Source organism: Sphingobacterium faecium (assembly GCF_003054045.1).
GTDB lineage: Bacteria > Bacteroidota > Bacteroidia > Sphingobacteriales > Sphingobacteriaceae > Sphingobacterium > Sphingobacterium faecium.
In genome coordinates, this window is the sequence record NZ_QBKH01000004.1 from 422,199 (window position 1) to 442,897 (window position 20,699).

Annotated in this window: 14 protein-coding genes and 1 tRNA gene; 9 read left to right on the forward strand and 6 right to left on the reverse strand. The window is 37.1% G+C overall.

The window, feature by feature from the left end; all coding sequences use genetic code 11:
• From C8N37_RS13430 to C8N37_RS13440, 3 genes are read left to right on the forward strand one after another with little or no spacing between them, the layout of a single operon-like run.
• The gene (locus C8N37_RS13430) at positions 1–1,194 is read left to right on the forward strand and encodes an AGE family epimerase/isomerase (RefSeq protein WP_108159361.1); all 1,194 of its coding nucleotides are present in this window, start codon (positions 1–3) and stop codon (positions 1,192–1,194) included.
• A complete protein-coding gene (locus C8N37_RS13435) occupies positions 1,184–3,145 on the forward strand; it encodes a family 20 glycosylhydrolase (protein ID WP_108159362.1) in 1,962 nt (653 codons plus the stop codon). The genes C8N37_RS13430 and C8N37_RS13435 overlap by 11 nt, the downstream gene beginning before the upstream one ends.
• Before the next feature lie 20 nt (positions 3,146–3,165).
• Positions 3,166–4,320, forward strand: coding sequence for a sialidase family protein (locus C8N37_RS13440; RefSeq protein ID WP_108159363.1), 1,155 nt, complete (start codon positions 3,166–3,168; stop codon positions 4,318–4,320).
• Positions 4,321–4,399: 79 nt separating this feature from the next.
• On the opposite strand, the gene C8N37_RS13445 is transcribed toward C8N37_RS13440, so the two are convergent.
• The 4 genes from C8N37_RS13445 to purD all read right to left on the reverse strand — a co-directional run bounded on the left by C8N37_RS13445 (position 4,400) and on the right by purD (position 8,109).
• Positions 4,400–5,113, reverse strand: coding sequence for a pirin family protein (locus tag C8N37_RS13445; protein WP_108159490.1), 714 nt, complete (start codon positions 5,111–5,113; stop codon positions 4,400–4,402).
• 215 nt (positions 5,114–5,328) lie between these two features.
• Positions 5,329–6,069: an aspartate/glutamate racemase family protein gene (locus tag C8N37_RS13450; RefSeq protein WP_108159364.1), complete on the reverse strand. Its 741-nt coding sequence runs from the start codon at positions 6,067–6,069 to the stop codon at positions 5,329–5,331.
• Between the two features lie 604 nt (positions 6,070–6,673).
• Positions 6,674–6,745 (reverse strand) — tRNA-Glu (locus tag C8N37_RS13455).
• A gap of 89 nt (positions 6,746–6,834) precedes the next feature.
• Positions 6,835–8,109 carry a phosphoribosylamine--glycine ligase gene (gene purD, locus C8N37_RS13460; RefSeq protein WP_108159365.1) on the reverse strand — a complete coding sequence of 425 codons (1,275 nt, stop codon included), beginning with the start codon at positions 8,107–8,109 and terminating at the stop codon, positions 6,835–6,837.
• Between the two features lie 126 nt (positions 8,110–8,235).
• Between purD and C8N37_RS13465 the strand changes: the two genes are divergently transcribed.
• The 6 genes from C8N37_RS13465 (at position 8,236) to C8N37_RS13490 (ending at position 16,305) form a co-directional block, all read left to right on the forward strand.
• On the forward strand, positions 8,236–10,902 hold the full coding sequence (locus C8N37_RS13465; RefSeq protein WP_108159366.1) for a carboxypeptidase-like regulatory domain-containing protein: 2,667 nt from the start codon (positions 8,236–8,238) through the stop codon (positions 10,900–10,902).
• Between the two features lie 21 nt (positions 10,903–10,923).
• Positions 10,924–11,691, forward strand: a complete 768-nt coding sequence (locus C8N37_RS13470) for an enoyl-CoA hydratase/isomerase family protein (protein ID WP_108159367.1) — start codon at positions 10,924–10,926, stop codon at positions 11,689–11,691.
• A gap of 111 nt (positions 11,692–11,802) precedes the next feature.
• Entirely contained in the window at positions 11,803–12,486 is a 684-nt protein-coding gene (locus tag C8N37_RS13475) for a hypothetical protein (protein ID WP_146171071.1), read from the forward strand.
• Positions 12,487–12,562: 76 nt separating this feature from the next.
• A complete protein-coding gene (locus C8N37_RS13480; RefSeq protein ID WP_108159369.1) occupies positions 12,563–14,296 on the forward strand; it encodes a phospho-sugar mutase in 1,734 nt (577 codons plus the stop codon).
• An 8-nt stretch (positions 14,297–14,304) separates the two neighbouring features.
• Entirely contained in the window at positions 14,305–14,847 is a 543-nt protein-coding gene (locus C8N37_RS13485) for an NUDIX hydrolase (RefSeq protein WP_108159370.1), read from the forward strand.
• Between the two features lie 144 nt (positions 14,848–14,991).
• Positions 14,992–16,305 carry a nicotinamide mononucleotide adenylyltransferase gene (locus C8N37_RS13490; RefSeq protein ID WP_108159491.1) on the forward strand — a complete coding sequence of 438 codons (1,314 nt, stop codon included), beginning with the start codon at positions 14,992–14,994 and terminating at the stop codon, positions 16,303–16,305.
• A gap of 50 nt (positions 16,306–16,355) precedes the next feature.
• Here C8N37_RS13490 and C8N37_RS13495 read toward each other — a convergent pair whose 3' ends face one another.
• Together C8N37_RS13495 and gcvP are read right to left on the reverse strand one after the other, a co-directional pair.
• Positions 16,356–17,186 (reverse strand): N-acetylmuramoyl-L-alanine amidase, encoded by an 831-nt coding sequence (locus tag C8N37_RS13495; protein ID WP_108159371.1) that lies wholly within the window; start codon positions 17,184–17,186, stop codon positions 16,356–16,358.
• 438 nt (positions 17,187–17,624) lie between these two features.
• On the reverse strand, positions 17,625–20,498 hold the full coding sequence (gcvP, locus tag C8N37_RS13500) for an aminomethyl-transferring glycine dehydrogenase (RefSeq protein WP_108159372.1): 2,874 nt from the start codon (positions 20,496–20,498) through the stop codon (positions 17,625–17,627).
• Positions 20,499–20,699 lie beyond the last annotated feature (201 nt).

Genomic DNA, 20,699 nt, shown 5'->3' on the forward strand with positions numbered 1-20,699 from the left:
ATGTATACTATAACACAACTCGAAGAACTCGAAAAATTTTATAAAACACAGCTTTTAGAAGATACTGTACCCTTTTGGTTTCCAAAATCATTCGACTATGAAGATGGAGGTTTCTTATTAATGCGTGATCAAGATGGAAGTTTAATTGATGACGATAAAGCGGTATGGATACAGGGTCGGGCAACTTGGTTATTAGCCACGCTATATAACACGATAGAACCTCGAGAAGAATGGTTAGAAGGAGCTAAACTAGGTTATGACTTTATCCGAAAGCATTGTTTTGATCATGATGGACAAATGTTTTTTCATGTCACCAAAGATGGTCAGCCCATCCGAAAAAGAAGATACTATTTTTCTGAAACTTTTGCTGTTATTGCATTTGCAGCCTATGCAAAAGCTTCGGGATCGCAAGAAGCGGCTGACCTGGCACGTTCCATTTTTGGAAAATGCATCCAATATGCTTCCGGAGAAATCAAATTAACCCCAAAATTTACAGACACTAGACCCGCAAAAGGCATTGGCACACCTATGATCATGATCAATACCGCGCAACAATTGCGCGAAACAATTGGTGATCCACGTTGTGATCAAGCCATTGCAAATTGGATTGAAGAAATAGAATCGAATTTTGTGAAGCACGATTTAATAGTAGTCATGGAACAGGTGTCCCCTACTGGCGAAATCATTGATCATATTGATGGGAGAACATTAAATCCGGGACATGCCATAGAAGGCGCTTGGTTTATCTTACATGAAGCAAAATATCGTAACAACGATCCAACACTCATCCAATTGGGTTGTAAAATGCTTGACTATATGTGGGAAAGAGGCTGGGACAAAGAGTTTGGTGGTATCCTTTATTTTAGAGATCTATACGATAAACCTGTTCAGGAATATTGGCAAGACATGAAGTTTTGGTGGCCACAAAATGAAACAATCATCGCTACACTCCTTGCTTATCTGATGACAGGAAATCAAAAATATGCTGATATGCACAAAAAAATCCATCAATATGCGTATGATAAATTTCATGATCAGCAACATGGCGAATGGTTTGGATACCTCCATAGAGATGGATCTATTGCGCAAACTGCAAAAGGAAATTTATTTAAAGGTCCATTTCACCTACCACGTCAAGAATGGTATTGTTGGACTATTTTAAACCATTTTATAAAGGACAATAATGGACTGTAAACACTTATTCATAAGTATCCTTATTACCATTACCAGTATTTGCTCGTATCCAAGATCCTATGCGCAAGAGAACCTCATCCCTCTGCCCATAAAAATGGAGTTAGGCAAGGGCAAGCTCAAGCTCCATAAGGGTATTATTGTACAAAATAATAATCCGTCCCTACAATCAGAATATCAACTTGCAACGAATATTCTTGCAGATTGGAAAATAGAAGAAAAAGCATGGATTAAGAATCAATATCTTCCGATATTAAAACTTAAACTTTTATCCGATCACCCAACAACTACACATGACGAATCTTATCATTTAAAAATAGATGATAAAGGTATTTTTATAACGGCACATTCCAGAGCTGGTCTTTTCTATGGCCTTCAAACATTAAGACAGTTTTCGATTCAAAAGAAAATGCTCTCCTTTTGTGACATTAATGATGCCCCCGCATTCTCCTGGCGATCTTTTTTGGTTGACGTCGGACGCAATTATCAACCACTTGAGTTGCTAAAAGAGCAAATCGATATCATGGCACGTTATAAATTGAATGTCTTACATTTTCATTTTACCGAAGATATTGCATGGCGTTTAGCTAGTAAAAAATATCCTGGCTTGACCGATCCATCAAATATGACAAGAGGAACAGGAGCACATTATTCAGAACAGGATTTCAAAGAATTAATCGCTTATTGTAAAGCAAGGCATATCCTACTGTTACCGGAGATTGATATGCCTGGACATAGTGAAGCCTTTAAACGATATTTTGGAGTAGGCATGCAGTCTGACTCTGGTCTATATTATATCAAAGAGTTGTTAAAAGAATTTTCACAAACTTATCAAGACCTCCCATATCTGCATATTGGTGGCGATGAGGTAAAAATAAGCAACCAAAATTTCATGCCCGAAATTACCAGATACGTCGAGGGCTTAGGTTATAAAACGATTGGTTGGGATCCAGGCAGTAATTTGATGTCTCAAACCATCAGACAATTATGGATGGGTGGACCTCAAGCCATACAAGAGGGAGGAGAGTTTGTATATATTGACTCTAAACACCTCTACATTAACCACATGGATCCATTGGAAACCGTAACAACTCTTTTTCACCGAAAACTGGGGGAGCAAGATAAATCAAACAAGAATCTAATTGGGGCAACCTTGTGTGCATGGCCAGATCGTGCAGTTGCCAAACCAGAGGACATGTTCTATCAAAATGCCGTTTACCCTTCCATATTAACATTTGCAGAGCGCATCTGGCGTGGTGGAGGACAATCGGGATGGATCTGTAACATCGTAGATGAAAACACAAATGCCTATCAGGAGTTCAAAAATTTTGAAAATCGATTACTCCATCATAAGCATCAGTATTTTTCGAACAAGCCCTTTCCCTATGTGAAGCAAACTGGACTAAAATGGGATCTGATCGGACCTTTTCAAAACGGCGGCAATCTGACGCAATCTTTTGATATTGAGCAACAGCCCTGTACAAAGGGGTTAGCAGTAGCAAAAAAGATGGAAGGCGGAACCATCATACTCAGACACTGGTGGGCAGACGTTATAACAGGTGCTATTAAAAACCCGCAACAAAACACCACCTGGTATGCACGTACAAAGATATGGAGTAATAAAAACCAACATAAATTATTTTGGATCGGGTTCAACAATCTTTCCAGATCTTATGCCAGTAATACACCTAAACTCAACACTTGGGACAATCTAGATAGTAAAGTTTGGGTTAATCATCAAGTCATCGCACCTCCATTATGGAATCATGCCGGAGCAAAAGGTCATTTAGAAATACCTCTGACTGATGAAGGATATACCTATAGAAAACCCATGAAAATTTTATTAAAAAAAGGATGGAATGAAGTATTAATCAAACTACCTGTACGTGATTTCAAAGGAGAAGATTGGCAAAATCCGATAAAATGGATGTTTACTTTTATTCCTATCAACTAAAAAAATAAAACCAATATCATATGAAAACAACATTTTTAACCATTTGTGCAGTAGCACTTTTTGCGATGGCACAAGCTCAAGAAGTGACCGTCTTTGAATCAGGAAAAGATGGTTATGCCAGCTATCGAATACCTGCAGTCATTAAAAATAAAAACGGTGATCTATTAGCCTTTTCAGAAGGACGTGTAGATCATGCTGGAGATTATGGCAACGTGGACATAGTCTATAAAATCAGTAAAGACAATGGAAAAACTTGGGGAACTATTCAGGTCGCTGCAGATTACGACCAGTTGCAAGCAGGCAATGCTGCCCCTGTAGTCGACTTATTGGATCCTCAATATCCCAATGGTCGCATCTTTCTTTTTTACAACACAGGGAATGGTCATGAGCATGACGTAAGAAATGGAAAAGGATTACGCGAATGTTGGTATGTCACATCAACTGATGGAGGAAAAACATGGTCAGCACCTACAAATATCACAACAGCAATACACCGCCCCAATCAACCATTATTAAATCCTAACTATACGTTTAAGGAAGATTGGAGAGCATATGCAAATACTCCCGGTCATGCTTTACAGTTTGATTCAGGAAAATACAAAGGCCGTATTTATATCCCAGCAAACCATTCTGAAGGAAATCCAAAACCTGCAGGAAAAGATTATTATGCACATAGTTACTATTCTGATGATAATGGTAAAACTTTCAAGATCGGCAATACTATAACTTTTGAAGGAGGAAATGAGACTATGGCGGCTCAAATATCGAAAACAGGACTTTACATGAATACTAGAAACCAGCAAGGAAATGTAAGGAACCGCATCATTTCCTATTCCAATGATGGCGGAGTAACATGGGATACAACATTCTATGATAAAAATCTACCTGATCCCGTTAATCAAGGAGCAACCTTATCTTGGAAAAAAGGGAAAAATTATATACTAGCAGTATGTAATGCTGCTTCAGAAAAAGATCGTGACAATCTGACATTGCGCATCAGCAAGGATCAAGGCAAAACTTGGCATTTCAATCAAGTTGTAGCAAAATCACCAGCAGGTTATAAAGGATCTTATTCTGCATATTCGGATATTGTCTTGGTCAAGAAAAATAGAATAGGAGTACTGTACGAGAAGGACAATTATAAAACGATTGTTTTTACCGTAGTGCCTATCTAATAGAAAATACACGATATCACTAGAAAGGGTTTGCATCTTCACGATACAAACCCTTTTTAATAATATTAAATGAAAAACATTAAAACATAGGAACCTCAATCAACAACACTTGAGCATCAGTTGTAGATTGCACATCTATATGATCTATTTCCCATATACCGATCGCATCTCTACGGTCTAAAACCTCCCCTGCGACTTGAACACTGCCTTCCAGTACAAAGATATAGACGCCATTCGATTCTCCATGTAAAGCATAATTCGTACTTATTCCAGCATCTAGATCTGCTAAATTAAAATAAGCATCTTGATGAATCAATACCGCTTGACTATCTGCTATGTTTGGAGATACAATCGTTGCAAATTTATTTTTACGATCCACATCTGTATACGATTTCTGATCGTAGCTTGGTGTCAATTGTCTTTCACTAGGGATCACCCAAATTTGAAGAAACTTAACCGGATTCTCTTTGCTCCCATTAAATTCGGAGTGTGTGACTCCAGTACCTGCCGACATGATTTGTACATCTCCCGTTTGGATATCGCGACTGGTTCCCATACTATCTTGATGCGATAAAACACCTTCCAATGGAATACTTACGATTTCCATATTGTCATGAGGATGACGGCCAAAACCATTTCCTGCTTCTACAAAATCATCATTCAAAACACGTAATGCCCCAAAATTAACTTTATCTTGATCAAAATAGTTTCCAAAACTAAACGAGTGGGCACTTTTCAACCATCCAAAGTCAACATGGCCCCGATTTTTTGATTTATGTATTATCTTTTGCATTTTCATATATTTATATGTTCAAACACTCAAATAACATACCAAGCTATAAATCAGGAAATAAAGGACTATTTAACATGACATATTGACAAAGTGAGCAACATCAGCAATACTCATCTCTGCTTATTTTTTCATTACTAAAAAGCACGATCAGGAAGATCACATGCATAGTACAATTATGCGTGCCAAGTACAACGCATCAAGTACAAATAATGATATTATTTCAATTTATCTGGTGAAAAAGCGTAAATAAGTGCCCTAGCCAATATGCGATTAGGATCTATCAAATTCATACCATTATGATCATTTTCTGGCAGTGCCAATGGCAATTCAGTACATCCCAAAACGATGATTTCAGCTCCCCCTTTTTTCAATTCATCCATGGCACTATGCAATTCCAAGCGAACCTTATTTGTAACAGGAGCAGATTGTGCTTTAATACCGTACTCTGTGTCGTATATAGCATCATGTATTCGCTCTTGCCATTCCTCATTAGGCTCTACGACTTGGAAACCTTCCTTTACTAACATATTGCGGTACAGGCCCGAATTACGGGTGCCCGTAGTAGAAAGAATACCCACTCTTGCCTGTGGATAAAGAGCTTTCATAAAAGCAACCGTTTCTTTAACCAGATGCAGTACTTTAATCTTTTGATTCGTTCGGGACAGCTCCTGTTCAAAAACAGAATAAATGGGTTCAGCATGTGCCGTATTACATGGAATACCTACAACAGTTACTCCTGCATGCTCTAATTGCCTTGTGATTTCGGCAATAGCTATAGCCGGATTTACCGTTGAATTTCCATTTAAATAAGCTGTGCGATCACCAATCAAATTAGGAAATGAATAGAGCATTACCGGTAAATGCTCCTGATCTGATACAGCAATAGTCTCTTCAATAATTTTTTTATAAATATCTAATCCACCTAAAGGACCAACACCTCCTATAATACCTATCATATACCTTGTTTTCTAATTTAATTCACCTCTTCTTCATCCATAAGACCAAAAAGTCTATCCTTTATCCAAAAATAATTTCATTAAATATTTCATAACATCCATTCCTATATCGGAATTATTATGTGCCACTTCACTTTCCATATTATGGATATAAAAAAACCTCTAAATCCAGGATCATAACCAGTATGCCAATACGCTATACCATTTTCATTTATTGTTTTGAATATGCAAACGAGGTGCCAAAGGTATTTAGCTAGCATCCGCTGCAACATCTCGATATTTTAATAGCTGCTACGCTTGATTTTATCATAAACCGATGTTTAGATAACTTTCAGAAGTACGCTTCAACCAATGCTTTTTAATAAATTCTGGCAGTGCCCATATTAATAATAGGAAGAATAAAAAACGGAAGTAAAATATAGACAAATAATAAACCGATAGATAATATGCATTTATTACATATCATGTTCACGTGATTTCATTGATTTGATATTGACGACAATAATGTATTTGAAATATTATTGTATCAAGAAAAAGAATCTTGGATAGTCATTATGAAAATTTAGTCACAAAAAAAACGACTTAATTTCTTAAGTCGTTTTAGTAGCCCGTAGGGGAATCGAACCCCTGTTTCTAGAATGAAAATCTAACGTCCTAACCCCTAGACGAACGGGCCATTTGGCATCTCCAATAGGATATTTCCCTGTTTGGAGATGCAAATATAGATATTTTTATCAATCTTCCAAAAAAGATTTGAAAATTTTATTAAATCAAGTCAAAACCAATATCTCTACGGAAATATTTACCCTCAAAATAGATTCTTCCAGCATCAGCCGTTGCCTGTTGCAAAGCATCAAATAAGGTATCTTGTAAAGTCGTCACAGCAATTACGCGACCACCGGAACTGACTACATGGCCATCCTGTGTAGCGGTTCCAGCATGAAAGACAATGGATTCTTTTACATTCTCTATATTTGAGATGACTTTGCCAGATTCATAGTTTCCCGGATATCCACCAGCAACTAACATAACCGTTACAGCAGTTTTTGAAGAAACCGTATAAGAACGTGTATCCAAGTTACCTTGAGCCACACCCTCTAGCAAATCAATTAAATCAGATTCAATACGAGGTAAAACAGATTCTGTCTCGGGATCCCCCATACGTACATTGTATTCAATCACTAAAGGTTCACCCTCTACATTCATCAATCCTATAAAAATAAACCCTTTATATGGGATATGATCTTTTTTCAAACCTTCAACAGTTGGCTTGATAATACGCTCTTCGACTTTACTGATAAATGCTTCATCAGCAAAAGGAACTGGTGAGATAGATCCCATTCCTCCTGTGTTTAAGCCTGTATCCCCTTCACCAATGCGTTTATAATCTTTAGCTGAAGGGAGTACTTTATACGAATGACCATCTGTTAAAACAAAAACAGACAATTCAATACCTTTTAAAAACTCTTCTACCACGACAACATCACTGGCAGCACCAAACTTAGAATCAGCGATCATAGCATTCAATTCCAACTTTGCATCTTCCAATGTTTCACAGATCAACACCCCTTTTCCTGCAGCTAGACCATCCGCTTTCAGTACGATAGGTAACTTTTGAGTTTCCAAATACGCTAAACCTTCCTCCAAATTACTCTTGTCAAAAGAGCGCGAAGCGGCAGTCGGGATACCGTGACGATCCATAAATTGTTTTGAAAAGTCCTTAGACCCCTCTAATTGTGCCCCCTCTTGTTGTGGACCAATAACAGGAATATGTTTCAAGTCTTCACGGTTCAAGAAATAATCATGAATACCTTTTACAAGCGGCTCTTCTGGGCCAACCAAAACCATATTGATGTCATTCGCCAAGGCAAAACTTGCGATACCATCAAAATCTGTAACCTTTAAAGCAACGTTTTGACCATACACACCTGTACCTGCATTTCCAGGAGCAATAAATAAATTTTGAAGACGCTTACTTTGCGAAAGTTTATAGGCGAAGGCTGATTCACGACCGCCAGAACCAATGATTAGGATATTCATACCACAAAGATATTTTTTTTAGCTTAATTATAAGAGAAAATTTAAAATTGCGTTGATATCCATTTGAAAACAACAAATTATTTAATATTTTTTCGTAATTTATTCCAAATTATTGATCCTCAATTTATGAGTCTTAAGGCAGTCTTATTCGGTTTGTTATTCATCATCTCATTTGTATCATTTGGGCAAACAGACATCCACCAATTCATCGATAAATTAGAACGGCACGCCTCACAAAATCCAAAAGAAAAAATCCACATCCACCTGGATAAAGAAAGCTATTCTGTTGGAGAAACCATTTGGATGAAGCTGTATTGTACAGTTGCACCAGAAAACATGTTATCAACATTAAGCCGTATAGCCTACATTGATCTCCTTTCTCCAGAAAATAAAACGATCAATACCTTAAAAATACCTTTGACAGCTGGTTTAGGAATTGCTGATTTCGCCCTCACAGACTCCCTGATAGAAGGTTCTTACCGTATCCGAGCCTATACACAATGGATGAGAAATGATAGCGCAGCCTACTTTTTTGACAAGACAATACCGATATATAATGGACGATCTGATCATGTCATAACAGATGATGAAATCATCGTAGATAGAGATAAAAAATACTATGCTGTAAATCTAAAAACACTATCGGGACATCCTTTATCAGAGATTAATATCAATTATAAAACATTATTAAAAAATGGAAAAATAAGGACTGCAAAGGAAAAAACAGATCAAAAAGGTCAAATTTTGATTGATATGAAAGATCTATCAGCAGGAGAAACGATTAATTTATCTTTCAAATCTATAGATGGAATCACTGTTCATAAACTCTTGACAGTCCCTTCCGATAAATCAAATTATAGCTTACAGATACTACCTGAAGCCGGTACCATTACACATAACATACTCACAAAAATAGGCTTTAAAGCTCTTAATAGTAGAGGACTCGGAGAACATGCTAAAATCAAAATCATGGATAACAACAATGAAGTCATGGCTTTCTTCGAAACCAATCCACTGGGCATGACGAGCTATCAAGTTAATTTAGATGCACAAAAAAAATATACGGCTATTGCAACATTTACGGATGGCTCTCAAATAGAAGTTCCTTTTCCTACCATTAATGTTTCAGGATTAAGTATGAATGTTGGCAACCTTATAGACGATAGAGTCTTTGTGCAGCTAAGCGCTAGCCCTGATAAAATTGATCAACAACAAATTTACCTAATCGCTCACTCCCAAGGCAATACCTTTCATGTTGCCAAACAAAAATTAAGTGCCAAAGAAATTCTTTTTTCCATTCCCAGACAAAGCTTACCACAAGGTGTCATTCAGCTATCCATCTTAGATACCAATTTGAAACCTTTATTAGAACGCATGATCTTCAACTATCGGTCTGATAAAATTTTAGCGATCAAAGCCGATACAGACAAACCAACATATGGATTGCGAGAAAAAGTGAAAATCACAGTATTAACTGGAAATAGCCAAGATTCTACTAGAATATCCGCATTATCCGCATCTGTTGTCAATACCAATAAGACAAAAATTGATTCTAATTATCGATCAAGTATCTATACATCCTTATTACTATGTTCAGAAATCAATGGTTTTATAGAGAACCCTAATTATTATTTCACAGATAATGAAGAGGTCAAAAAAATTGATTTAGATAACCTCATGCTTATACAAGGTTGGAGAAAATTAGACTGGTCTGTGTTAGACGACACCCTCAATAAACCAAAATATCCTATCGAAAAAAACATAGCCATTTCCGGCACAGTGAAGAAACTGAGTCGAAAAGTAGTTGTGCCACAAGCGACTGTTACATTAATTCCAACGTCCAATATGATTGCTGCCATTGACACATTGACAGACATAGCAGGAAGATTTTCATTTGATGAGCTCTTATTTCCAGATAGTACCAAATTTATTATAACTGCGACATCAAAGAAAGATAAAAATAGACTTGATATTGATTTAGACGAGATGGATAATTCAATAAATGATGCTAATAAAAATTTACCAGAGGTTATGAATCATATCAATACGAAGTATTTGGAAAATATCAACAGTACCCAAACCTACTTTTCCGAACTCGAAAAAGCTGGACTCATGTCCAGATCGATTCAACTCGATGAGGTTAAAATAACACGTACTAATCAGAAAAAAACTGTTCAACATTCAAGTAATCTAAATGGATCAGGAAACGCTGACCAAGTTCTTACGGAAGAAGATCTAGCAAATTGCTTTACACTAGAGCAGTGCCTCGCTGGAAGACTAGCGGGTGTTAGGTGGCAAAATGGTATACCTTATAGTACCAGAAGCAACGGTCCCATGCAAATTGTGCTTGATGGAATGTATATTGAGAGCGATCAAATTTCGATGCTAAGTGCCCCAGATATCGCTAGCATTGAGGTATTACGCAATATTAATTACACGTCGATATATGGGTCCTATGGTGGCAATGGCTTGATCTTAATCACGACCAAAAGAGGTGATGGTGGTTCACGTGCATTTACACCCACTGGTATCCGGACCTTTATACCTAAGGGACTTTACCTCAGTCGTACATTTTATAAACCAATCTATGAAACAACAGAATTGTCGAAAATAGGTTCAGATCTAAGAACAACTATACATTGGGAACCCAATCTCATTACCAATCGATCAGGAGAGACCAGTTTCGATTTCTACACTTCGGACGAAAAAGGTCCTTATACCATTATTCTGGAAGGGGTAGATGTCAACGGGCGAATGGGAAGAAAAGCAATACAGGTTAATTTGAGAGATTAAATTTATTAGAAAAAAAATAATATGAAACATATACAAATTAAAACAGAAGATCGCATCGCAAATATATTTTTAGATCGTGGAAAATCCAATGCAATTGATATGGTTCTATTGGAGGAGTTAAATACAACTATTCAAGAACTACAGGTAGATCCTGCTATTGAGGGGGTAATCATCCATGGCAAAGAAGGTTTTTTTAGTGCTGGTTTAGATTTGATTGCGCTATATGCTTACAATGAAGCGGAAATAAAAGCCTTTTGGACGCTATTTTTAAAAAACACCAAAGATCTGGCATCCTTTCCTAAACCACTTGTTTCTGCCATTTCAGGACATAGTCCTGCTGGCGGCTGCGTGATAGCACTTTGTTGCGATTATCGCGTCATGGCAGAGGGAAATTTTATTATCGGATTAAACGAGATACCTGTTGGCCTCATCGTACCCGATAGCATCTTTCATCTCTACAGCTTTTGGCTTGGTAAAGCCAATGCCTACCGCTTCTTACTGGAAGGCAAATTGTTGACTCCTCAAGAAGCCCTTACAGTAGGTTTAGTGGACGAAGTCGTTTCACCAAATGCCATTCAGACCGCAGCATTGCGCAAAATTAAGTCCGTGACACAGTTTGACAAAGAAACATGGCAATCTTGCAAATTGAACTTTAGGTCAGAACTTTTTGAACAGTTAAGTGTAAATCAAGAGGAGACTATCGAAAAAATATTAGCGCAGTGGTGGAGACCATCTACACGAAGTATATTAAAAACAATCATTGATAACTTGACAAATAAGAAAAAATAAAGATAAATTAAGCGCATTAGTTAAGGTCACTTTTGTTTAAGACCTTCTATGTTCTATTTTTGTAAATAACTCAGGTCAATTCTAATCCATATTTAGTAGAAAATAACAATTATGTTAAAAAAAATAATGGGTATCTTGTTCTTATCGGTCATTTTACTTGGTAGTTGCAACAGGACTGCAGATAAAAAAGAAAGAGAACAAGATTCTACCGACACCATAACATCTGATTCGTTGCCAAAAGTGATCGATTCCATAGCTGTGCCACAGCAAGAAATCGCGCAAGATGAACCTATTGATATGGCTATATCAAAAATAGTAAGTGCGTATAACAAGCAAGATTCAAAAGCATTAAACAGCTATATTGACAAAACAATAGGTCTATATACTATCTATAGACCTGGAGTTCAAGCCATATATGTGCATGCCACATCCCTTGATTTTAATCACCCTATTCCTGAATATTATCCATATTCTCCATCAAATTTCTCCGGTAAAGTAACTTTTGGAATACTCCCTGTTTACGATTGTGGGAAAGAGGCTTGGAATAAAAAAGGACTCTTCTGTAACAATAAACAGCATCCTACAGAGCTATCCCAAACGGCAAAATTTATGAATGAAATTTTGGATTCAAAAATATCAGGTGCTGAAATCCAAAAGCTAAAAGCACTAGACGCCAAAAGCTATCGTGTTATCTTAACGGACAAAAATGCATCACTTATCTTTCATATCACAAAGCAAGGTAAGCAATGGGTATTAACCGTTCTAGATCGAGCCTACGGAGGCTGTGACGCTTAAGCTGAAATTATATTTCACGACAAAAGCACCACAATCCAAAAAAATATTTAATTTGACAGTTTTAACTCACAAAACAATGATTAGTCTGGATCAAGAAATACAAGCAAAAGTCAATCAATGGCTAGGCTCAGAATACGACGAAGCAACGAAAACTGCTTTAAAAAAATTAATTGATAATAATGAAACAACTGAATTAACAGATTCATTCTATAAAGATTTAGAATTTGGTACAGGAGGTTTACGTGGAATCATGGGGGTCGGTTCCAATAGAATGAATAAATATACCATTGGTAAAGCCACACAAGGCTTAGCCAACTACTTAAAAAAACAATTCCCAGACCAACAGATCAAAGTTGCGGTTTCTTACGATAGTCGCAATAATTCACAAATCTTTGGACAACTAGTCGCTGATGTATTTTCGGCCAATGGCATACTGGTTTATTTATTTGATGAACTCAGACCTACACCGGTATTATCCTTTGCCATCCGTCATTTTGGTTGCCAAAGTGGTGTCATGCTAACAGCCTCCCACAACCCAAAAGAATATAATGGATATAAGGCTTATTGGAATGATGGCTGTCAGTTAACAGCTCCACACGACGAAAATGTTATTATAGAAGTAAACAATATTCAAAATATTTCAGAAATATTGTTTCAATCTAATCCGGAAAATATTATTTCTGTAGGACCAGAAATAGACGAAATCTATATTCAAGAAAATAAAAAATTAAGCATACATCCTGAAGCAGTACAAGAGCAGAAAGATCTTAAAATTGTATTTTCACCTATACATGGAACCGGAATTACCATTGTCCCCCAACTCTTAAAGGCATGGGGATTTGAAAACGTCATCATCGTGGATGAACAAGCCACCCCTGATGGTAATTTTCCAACGGTGATTTATCCTAATCCAGAAGAAGAAGATGCCATGGCATTGGCAAAAAAGAAGGGCGAAGAGGTAGATGCAGACTTGGTATTAGCCACAGACCCTGATGCTGATCGTGTGGGTATCGCTATTAAAAACAATAAAGGCAATTTCCAATTACTAAATGGTAATCAGATCGGAAGTCTATTGGTTTATTACGTCCTGAGTTCAAAAAAGGAACAAAATCAACTCCACAATAATCCGTATGTTGTCAAAACCATTGTGACGACCAACCTACAAGCAGAGATTGCCAACCATTTTCATGTTCCTTATTACGAAACATTGACAGGCTTCAAATACATTGGCGAGCTCATGACCAAATTAGGCGACTCAGCAACTTATCTTGTTGGAGGAGAAGAAAGCTATGGCTATTTAGTTGGAAGCCTTGTGCGTGATAAGGATGCGCCAAATGCTTGTGCTTTCTTGGCAGAAATGACCGCTTACTACAAATCAAAAGGCAAGTCCCTATATCAGGTTCTCTTGGATATTTATCAAGAATTTGGATGTTATCAAGAAAAACTGGTTTCATTAACTAAAAAAGGTAAAGCCGGCGCCGAAGAAATCAAATCCATGATGAGCAATCTGCGTGCAAACCTGCCCAAATCATTAGGAAATATTGCAGTTGTAGAAGTACGCGATTATGAAAATTCAGTTGCGATTGATATGGCATCAGGAGATAAAAAAGTCATCGATTTACCAAAATCAGATGTACTACAATTTATCACCATCGACGGAGATGTTATCTCAGCACGACCATCCGGCACCGAACCTAAAATAAAGTTTTATTGTTCTGTAAAGGCGACATTAAAGGATCAATCCACTTATGAAGAACTTCAAAAAGAATTGTCAGCAAAAGTAGATCGAATGATGGCTGATATCATTTAATTGTTGCTATGCAAAAGTGGAAACTACTCTCATCAGAATATATCTGTCGAGCACCTTGGGCAACCTTACGACGAGATACTTGTGAACTGCCCAATGGTAAGATTAACGATCAGTATTACGTGCTCGAATATCCAAATTGGGTCAACATGGTAGGTATTACAGAAGACAATAAACTTCTGGTCATCAAACAATACCGCCATGCAGCAGGAGAAATTATTCTGGAAATCCCAGCAGGAACGATGGAAGCAGGTGAAGAACCTCAATTCGCAGCAGAGCGAGAAATGCTCGAAGAAACAGGCTATGCTTTTTCCAAGATCGAAAAAATTGCTGAGCTGTATGCCAATCCGGCAACAAGTAAAAATATTACGCATACTTACCTCATGCAAGGAGGTAAAAAAGTTCAAGAACAAGATTTAGATGAAAGTGAAGATATTGAAGTCTTTTTAGTGTCTATGGAGGAGGCTAAAGAATTACTCCTTCAAAATAAATTTGGTCAGGCACTTCAAAGTTCTGCCCTATTTTATGCCTTTCACAAATTGAAAATATTTTAGGTAAATTGGATTCATATTTAACAAAAACTTGACACAAATAGGGTTATTTTGATATCAAAATAACCCTATTGTTATGAATTGATTAAATATCAGGGATTCAGTCATTCGTTTTCTCCACCCTATCATTTTTTGTACCTTTGCATGATGGTAAGAGAAATATTTGAAACCAAAAGAAAAGCACTTAAAATAAATCTAAATTCAGAGATTTACGGCACTTTTGCTGAAATTGGAGCCGGTCAAGAAGTGGCACGTAACTTTTTCAATGCAGGGGCTGCGTCAGGAACAATCGCCAAAACAATGTCAGCCTACGATATGGCATTTAGCGATGCCATATACGGAGAAGAAGAAGATGGACGATACGTAAGTCGCACCCGTTTAACGAAAATGTTAAAACATGAATTTGATTTATTGACAAAACGCTTACATGGTGAAAAATATTGCAATAAAAAATTCTTCGCTTTTGCCGATACCGTTACCACATTAAACTTCACTAAAACAAACGAACCACACGGTTGGATCGGCGTTAGATTTCAACATGAAGTAGATGGTCCTACCAATGATATCATTATACATGTCAGACTTCTTGATAGTGACAACCAGCTACAACAAAAAGTACTGGGCATCATTGGTGTCAATTTACTTTTTGCTGCCTATTACTATACAGATAATGTACAAACGATGATCGAATCATTAGTTGACAATTTATCTGTAGGTTCTGTAGAAATCGATCTTGTGAAAGTAAGCGGCCCTTTATTTGAAAATGTCAATGAAAGGCTTATTAACTTATACCTGATTGCAAAAGGATTTGCCAAAGCTGCTATTTTCAAACCAGATGGCAAAGCAGCTCAGATCAAAGATTATCTCTACAAAAAGAATATCATACTGCTAAGAACAAAATATAGACAAAAATCCCTGCCCAATTTTGACTTATTCAATCTTGCAGTTGATCAATTTAAAAAGAATACAGGAGCAACATCAGAAAATACAGTTGTACTGATTGAAGTATTGATGGGTAATGTACTGGAAGAAGATCATATCATTACAGATAAAGATCTAGAAGAATTCGCACATCGTGCTGAAGAGCTATGCTCAACAGGAAACAACATCATTGTCAGCAATTTTAGAAGAAATAATCATCTCGCTGAATTTATCAATAATTTTAAACCGAAAAATATTGGTATTGCGACCAACGTTTCCAACTTACGAAACATCTTTAATTCGGACAATTACAATAAAGAGCAGTATACCAATGAGCTCCTTTCCTATATTTCAGGGATGTTTAACAAAAACATCAAATTGTATGCATATCCTTACTTATTGAAAAAAGAAAATAAGATTATTACGACACAAAATATGTCGGTATCCGAAGAAGCAAAACCCTTATTTGATTTCCTAATTAAAAATGGCTACATCATAGACATCGAAAATTACGACATTAAATATGTGAAGACGGTATAAACAGCATTAGGTATGAAACAAAATAGGCTCCAAATTGGAGCCTATTTTGTTTACAAGAACTTTTTATAGATCGAATATAATATCTTGAGATCGTTATCCTTCAAGATGGCTACATTGGCATTAGTCTGAATGTAATGCTGTTTAAAAGCTTTAATCGCTGCATCTAAATTTTTAACATCATAACCAATAATTCTTAACGCCAATCTTGGGTTGAAATCTATCGGCGGAGTTTCCAGATATTCATCGTACCAATAACCGAAACCTTTATCTGCTAACGTCTTCCAAGGAAAACGTGAAGGGTCATTTTTTCGGGTAGGCGCCAAATCCATATGACCAATGAAATTTGCCTGTGGAATATTGTATTTAACCTTCAGGTAAGACAATAGTTCCGTCAGTGCATTGATCTGGGCATCAGTCCATGGATCAGTAGTCCCATTATTATCTAATTCAATTCCTATAGAAGAAGAATTCAGATCCGTATCATTTCCCCACTTGCCAATACCTGCATGATGCGCACGATAGTAATCATTGACCATCTGCACGACCTTACCAGTACGACCAACAACATAGTGAGCACTTACACCTGCTTTCTCAGAATGAAAGGTACGTATCGTCTGCCCGAGTGAATCCTGAGCCGTATGATGGATAACGACATAGTTGGGTTTGCGCATCCCAAAGTTTATGGATGCGATCCATTCTTTTTCAACCGATATCGGCAATTTTCCGATAGCTTGATTGATGACAGGACTAGTTGCATATTCTTTAGCAAATAACTTTGCTTTTTTCTTATAGACTTTTTCAGTAGCCGCGTATTTACCTGTCGAACAGGACGCAAATAATGCTGTTATTACTAAAAAGGTTATTGTTGCTTTTATTTTCATTATCAATATGATTATCACATGAGCTGTTTCACTCGTTTATCCCTAATTAAGCCGTTCTCCGATAGTTTTATTACCTATCCATTCGCGACAGCCTACTTCTTCCATCAATTAAATGAATCGTCTGGGATCCCTATAAAAAGATATGGGATCAAATATCCCTACTACTGATCGGTCTCCATCAGTTAGTTCTCTTGGTATCAAAATCTCCTTAAACGTACTGTTTTTATTAACAAACAAACTTAGATAAATTTGTTGTAAAGAATTATTAAATATCGGAAAATATCGTCTTAAATGTTAAGCCGCTGTGCTTATATCTACTAAATTAATACAATTCGCCCAACTGCATCAGTAAGATTCTATCATTAAATCACCGCATTATTTCATATAAAAAAAGCCTTCATTGATTAAATGAAGGCTTTTAATAAGAATATGCTTGGATTAAGCTTCAGCGTACTCTTCAATAGAAGGGCATGAACAAATTAACGTTCTATCACCCTGTGAATCGTTTACACGACCAACAGAAGGCCAAAACTTACGATCTTTCAAATAAGTCAAAGGATATGCAGCAGTTTGACGAGAATATGGTCTAGTCCACTCGTCAGCTGTTACAACAGATGCAGTATGAGGCGCATTTTTCAATACGTTATCTGCCTGATCAACATCCCCTAATTCAACCGCAGCAACTTCTTGACGAATAGCGATCAATGCATCACAGAAACGATCCAATTCAGCTTTAGATTCAGACTCTGTAGGCTCTACCATCAAAGTACCAGCCACAGGGAAAGAAACTGTAGGAGCATGGAAACCATAATCCATTAAACGTTTTGCGATATCAGCGACCTCAACACCCACATTTTTGTACGAACGACAATCTAAAATCATCTCATGCGCACAACGGCCATTTACTCCAGAATACAATACTGGATAGTGGTTTTCCAAACGAGCTTTGATATAATTTGCGTTCAAAATTGCCGTTTTAGTCGCATTAGTCAATCCATCTCCCCCCATCATCGCGATATAAGCGTGAGAGATAATCAAGATTGATGCAGATCCAAACGGAGCCGCAGATACAGCGGAGATCCCTTCAGCACCAGAAACTTCAACTACTTCGTGGTTTGGTAAAAAAGGTACTAAATGTGCCGCAACACCAATTGGACCCATACCAGGACCACCACCACCGTGAGGGATGCAGAATGTTTTATGTAAATTCAAGTGACATACATCAGCACCGATACGACCTGGGCTAGTTAAACCAACCTGCGCATTCATATTAGCACCATCCATATATACCTGTCCACCATTTGCATGGATAATTTCACATATTTCAATGATAGGCTCCTCAAATACACCGTGTGTTGAAGGGTAGGTCACCATGAATGAGTTTAAGTTAGCAGCATGTTCTGCAGCTTTCGCTCTCAAGTCTTCCACATCAATATTACCACGTTCATCACATTTAACAACAACAACTTTCAATCCAGCCATAGAAGCTGAAGCCGGGTTAGTTCCGTGTGCAGAGGCTGGAATTAAACAAATATTACGGTGATGATCTCCGCGACTTTCGTGATAAGCACGGATTACCATTAAACCTGCATACTCACCTTGAGCACCAGAATTTGGTTGGAAACTCATTTTAGCAAAACCAGTGATTTCAGATAACCACTCATTCAACTCTCCGATCAACTGCATATAACCAGAAGTTTGGTCTGCAGGAGCAAATGGATGTAAACCACCGAAGTTAGACCAAGTAACTGGAGTCATCTCAGCAGTAGCATTCAATTTCATCGTACATGATCCCAATGGAATCATCGAGTGACATAATGATAAATCTTTAGCTTCCAAAGATTTGATGTAGCGTAACATCTCATGCTCTGAATGGTAGCTATTGAATATAGGGTGTGTTAAGTATTCAGAAGTACGAACTAAGTCAGCAGGTAGCGCTGATGTCAATGATGACTCAATCGATTCGAAATCAACATCTGCAATATTTTTTGCTTTTACTTTAGCAAATACTTTAACGATCGTTAAAATATCTTCGTATGTCGTCGATTCGTCAATAGAAATACCAACGACCGAACCTACATAATGGAAGTTCATCTCGTTGTTTAAAGCTTCTGATTTTAATCCAGCAACTTCACCTCCTAATTCGAACCGTACAGTATCAAAATAGTTTTTATTTAATTGGGTATATCCTAATTGTTGAACAGCCTGGTCTAACAATTGCGCCAAATCATGAATGCGGCTAGCAATATCTTTGATTCCCTGAGGACCATGATATACCGCATAGAATGATGCCATGATCGCTAACAAAGCCTGAGCAGTACAGATGTTAGACGAAGCTTTATCCCGACGGATATGTTGCTCACGTGTTTGTAATGCCATACGCAATGCGTAGTTGCCATTAGAATCTGTTGTAACACCAATAATACGACCTGGAATATTACGTTTGAAAGCGTCTTTAGTTGCAAAAAAAGCAGCATGAGGACCACCAAAACCCATTGGTACACCAAAACGTTGTGAATTACCAACAACAACATCAGCACCCCATTCTCCTGGAGGAGTCAATAACGTTAAACTCATTAAATCAGCAGCCGCACAAACAGTGATGTTTTTAGCATGAGCAGCAGCTGTAAAAGCCTTATAATCTACAATAGAGCCATCTGCAGCAGGGTATTGAACAAATGCAGCAAATACATCTTCGGTTAGACTGCTTTCACTAATCGCTTCGATACGAAGTTCAATTCCAAAAGATAAAGCACGTGTTCTTAATACATCGATCGTTTGTGGATAAGCATTTTCAGAAACTAGGAAAACATTAGCCGCTTTGTTTTTACGAGCTGAATAAAGCATAAACATACCTTCAGCAGCAGCAGTAGCTTCATCTAATAAAGACGCATTCGCGATCTCTAATCCTGTTAAATCACAAATAACCGTTTGAAAATTTAACAAAGCTTGTAAACGTCCTTGAGCAATCTCTGCTTGGTATGGCGTGTACTGTGTATACCATCCTGGATTTTCAAAGACATTTCTTTGAATAACACCTGGTAAAATCACATCAAAATAACCTTGTCCGATATAAGATTTGAACACTTTATTTTTTTCTGCAATTTGTTTTACCCTTTTCAAATAAGCGACTTCGCTTAAAGCAGCAGGCAATTGTAAAGCTTGTTTAGCACGAATCTGTGCAGGAACAGTTTGCTCAATAAGTTGGTCTAGCGAATCAACGCCTAAAAATTCCAACATTTCTTTCGTTTCAACCGATCTTGGTCCGTTGTGACGAGCTTCAAATTTCTCTTGAAAATGTATGTTACTCATGGGTGCAAAAAATTAATGCCTTTCGCTAGATTTTTACTTTTTTGGTTTTCTTAAAAATAATAGCAAAACAGCTGCTTTTTGGATGTGCAAAGATACATTTTTTAAAGTCCTAAAAAAAGCGGTTTATGATCGTAAAAATAATTATTAGAATACCTATACAAAACAATCGTTTGCGATCTCATTCTTGATCAAAATTTAAAG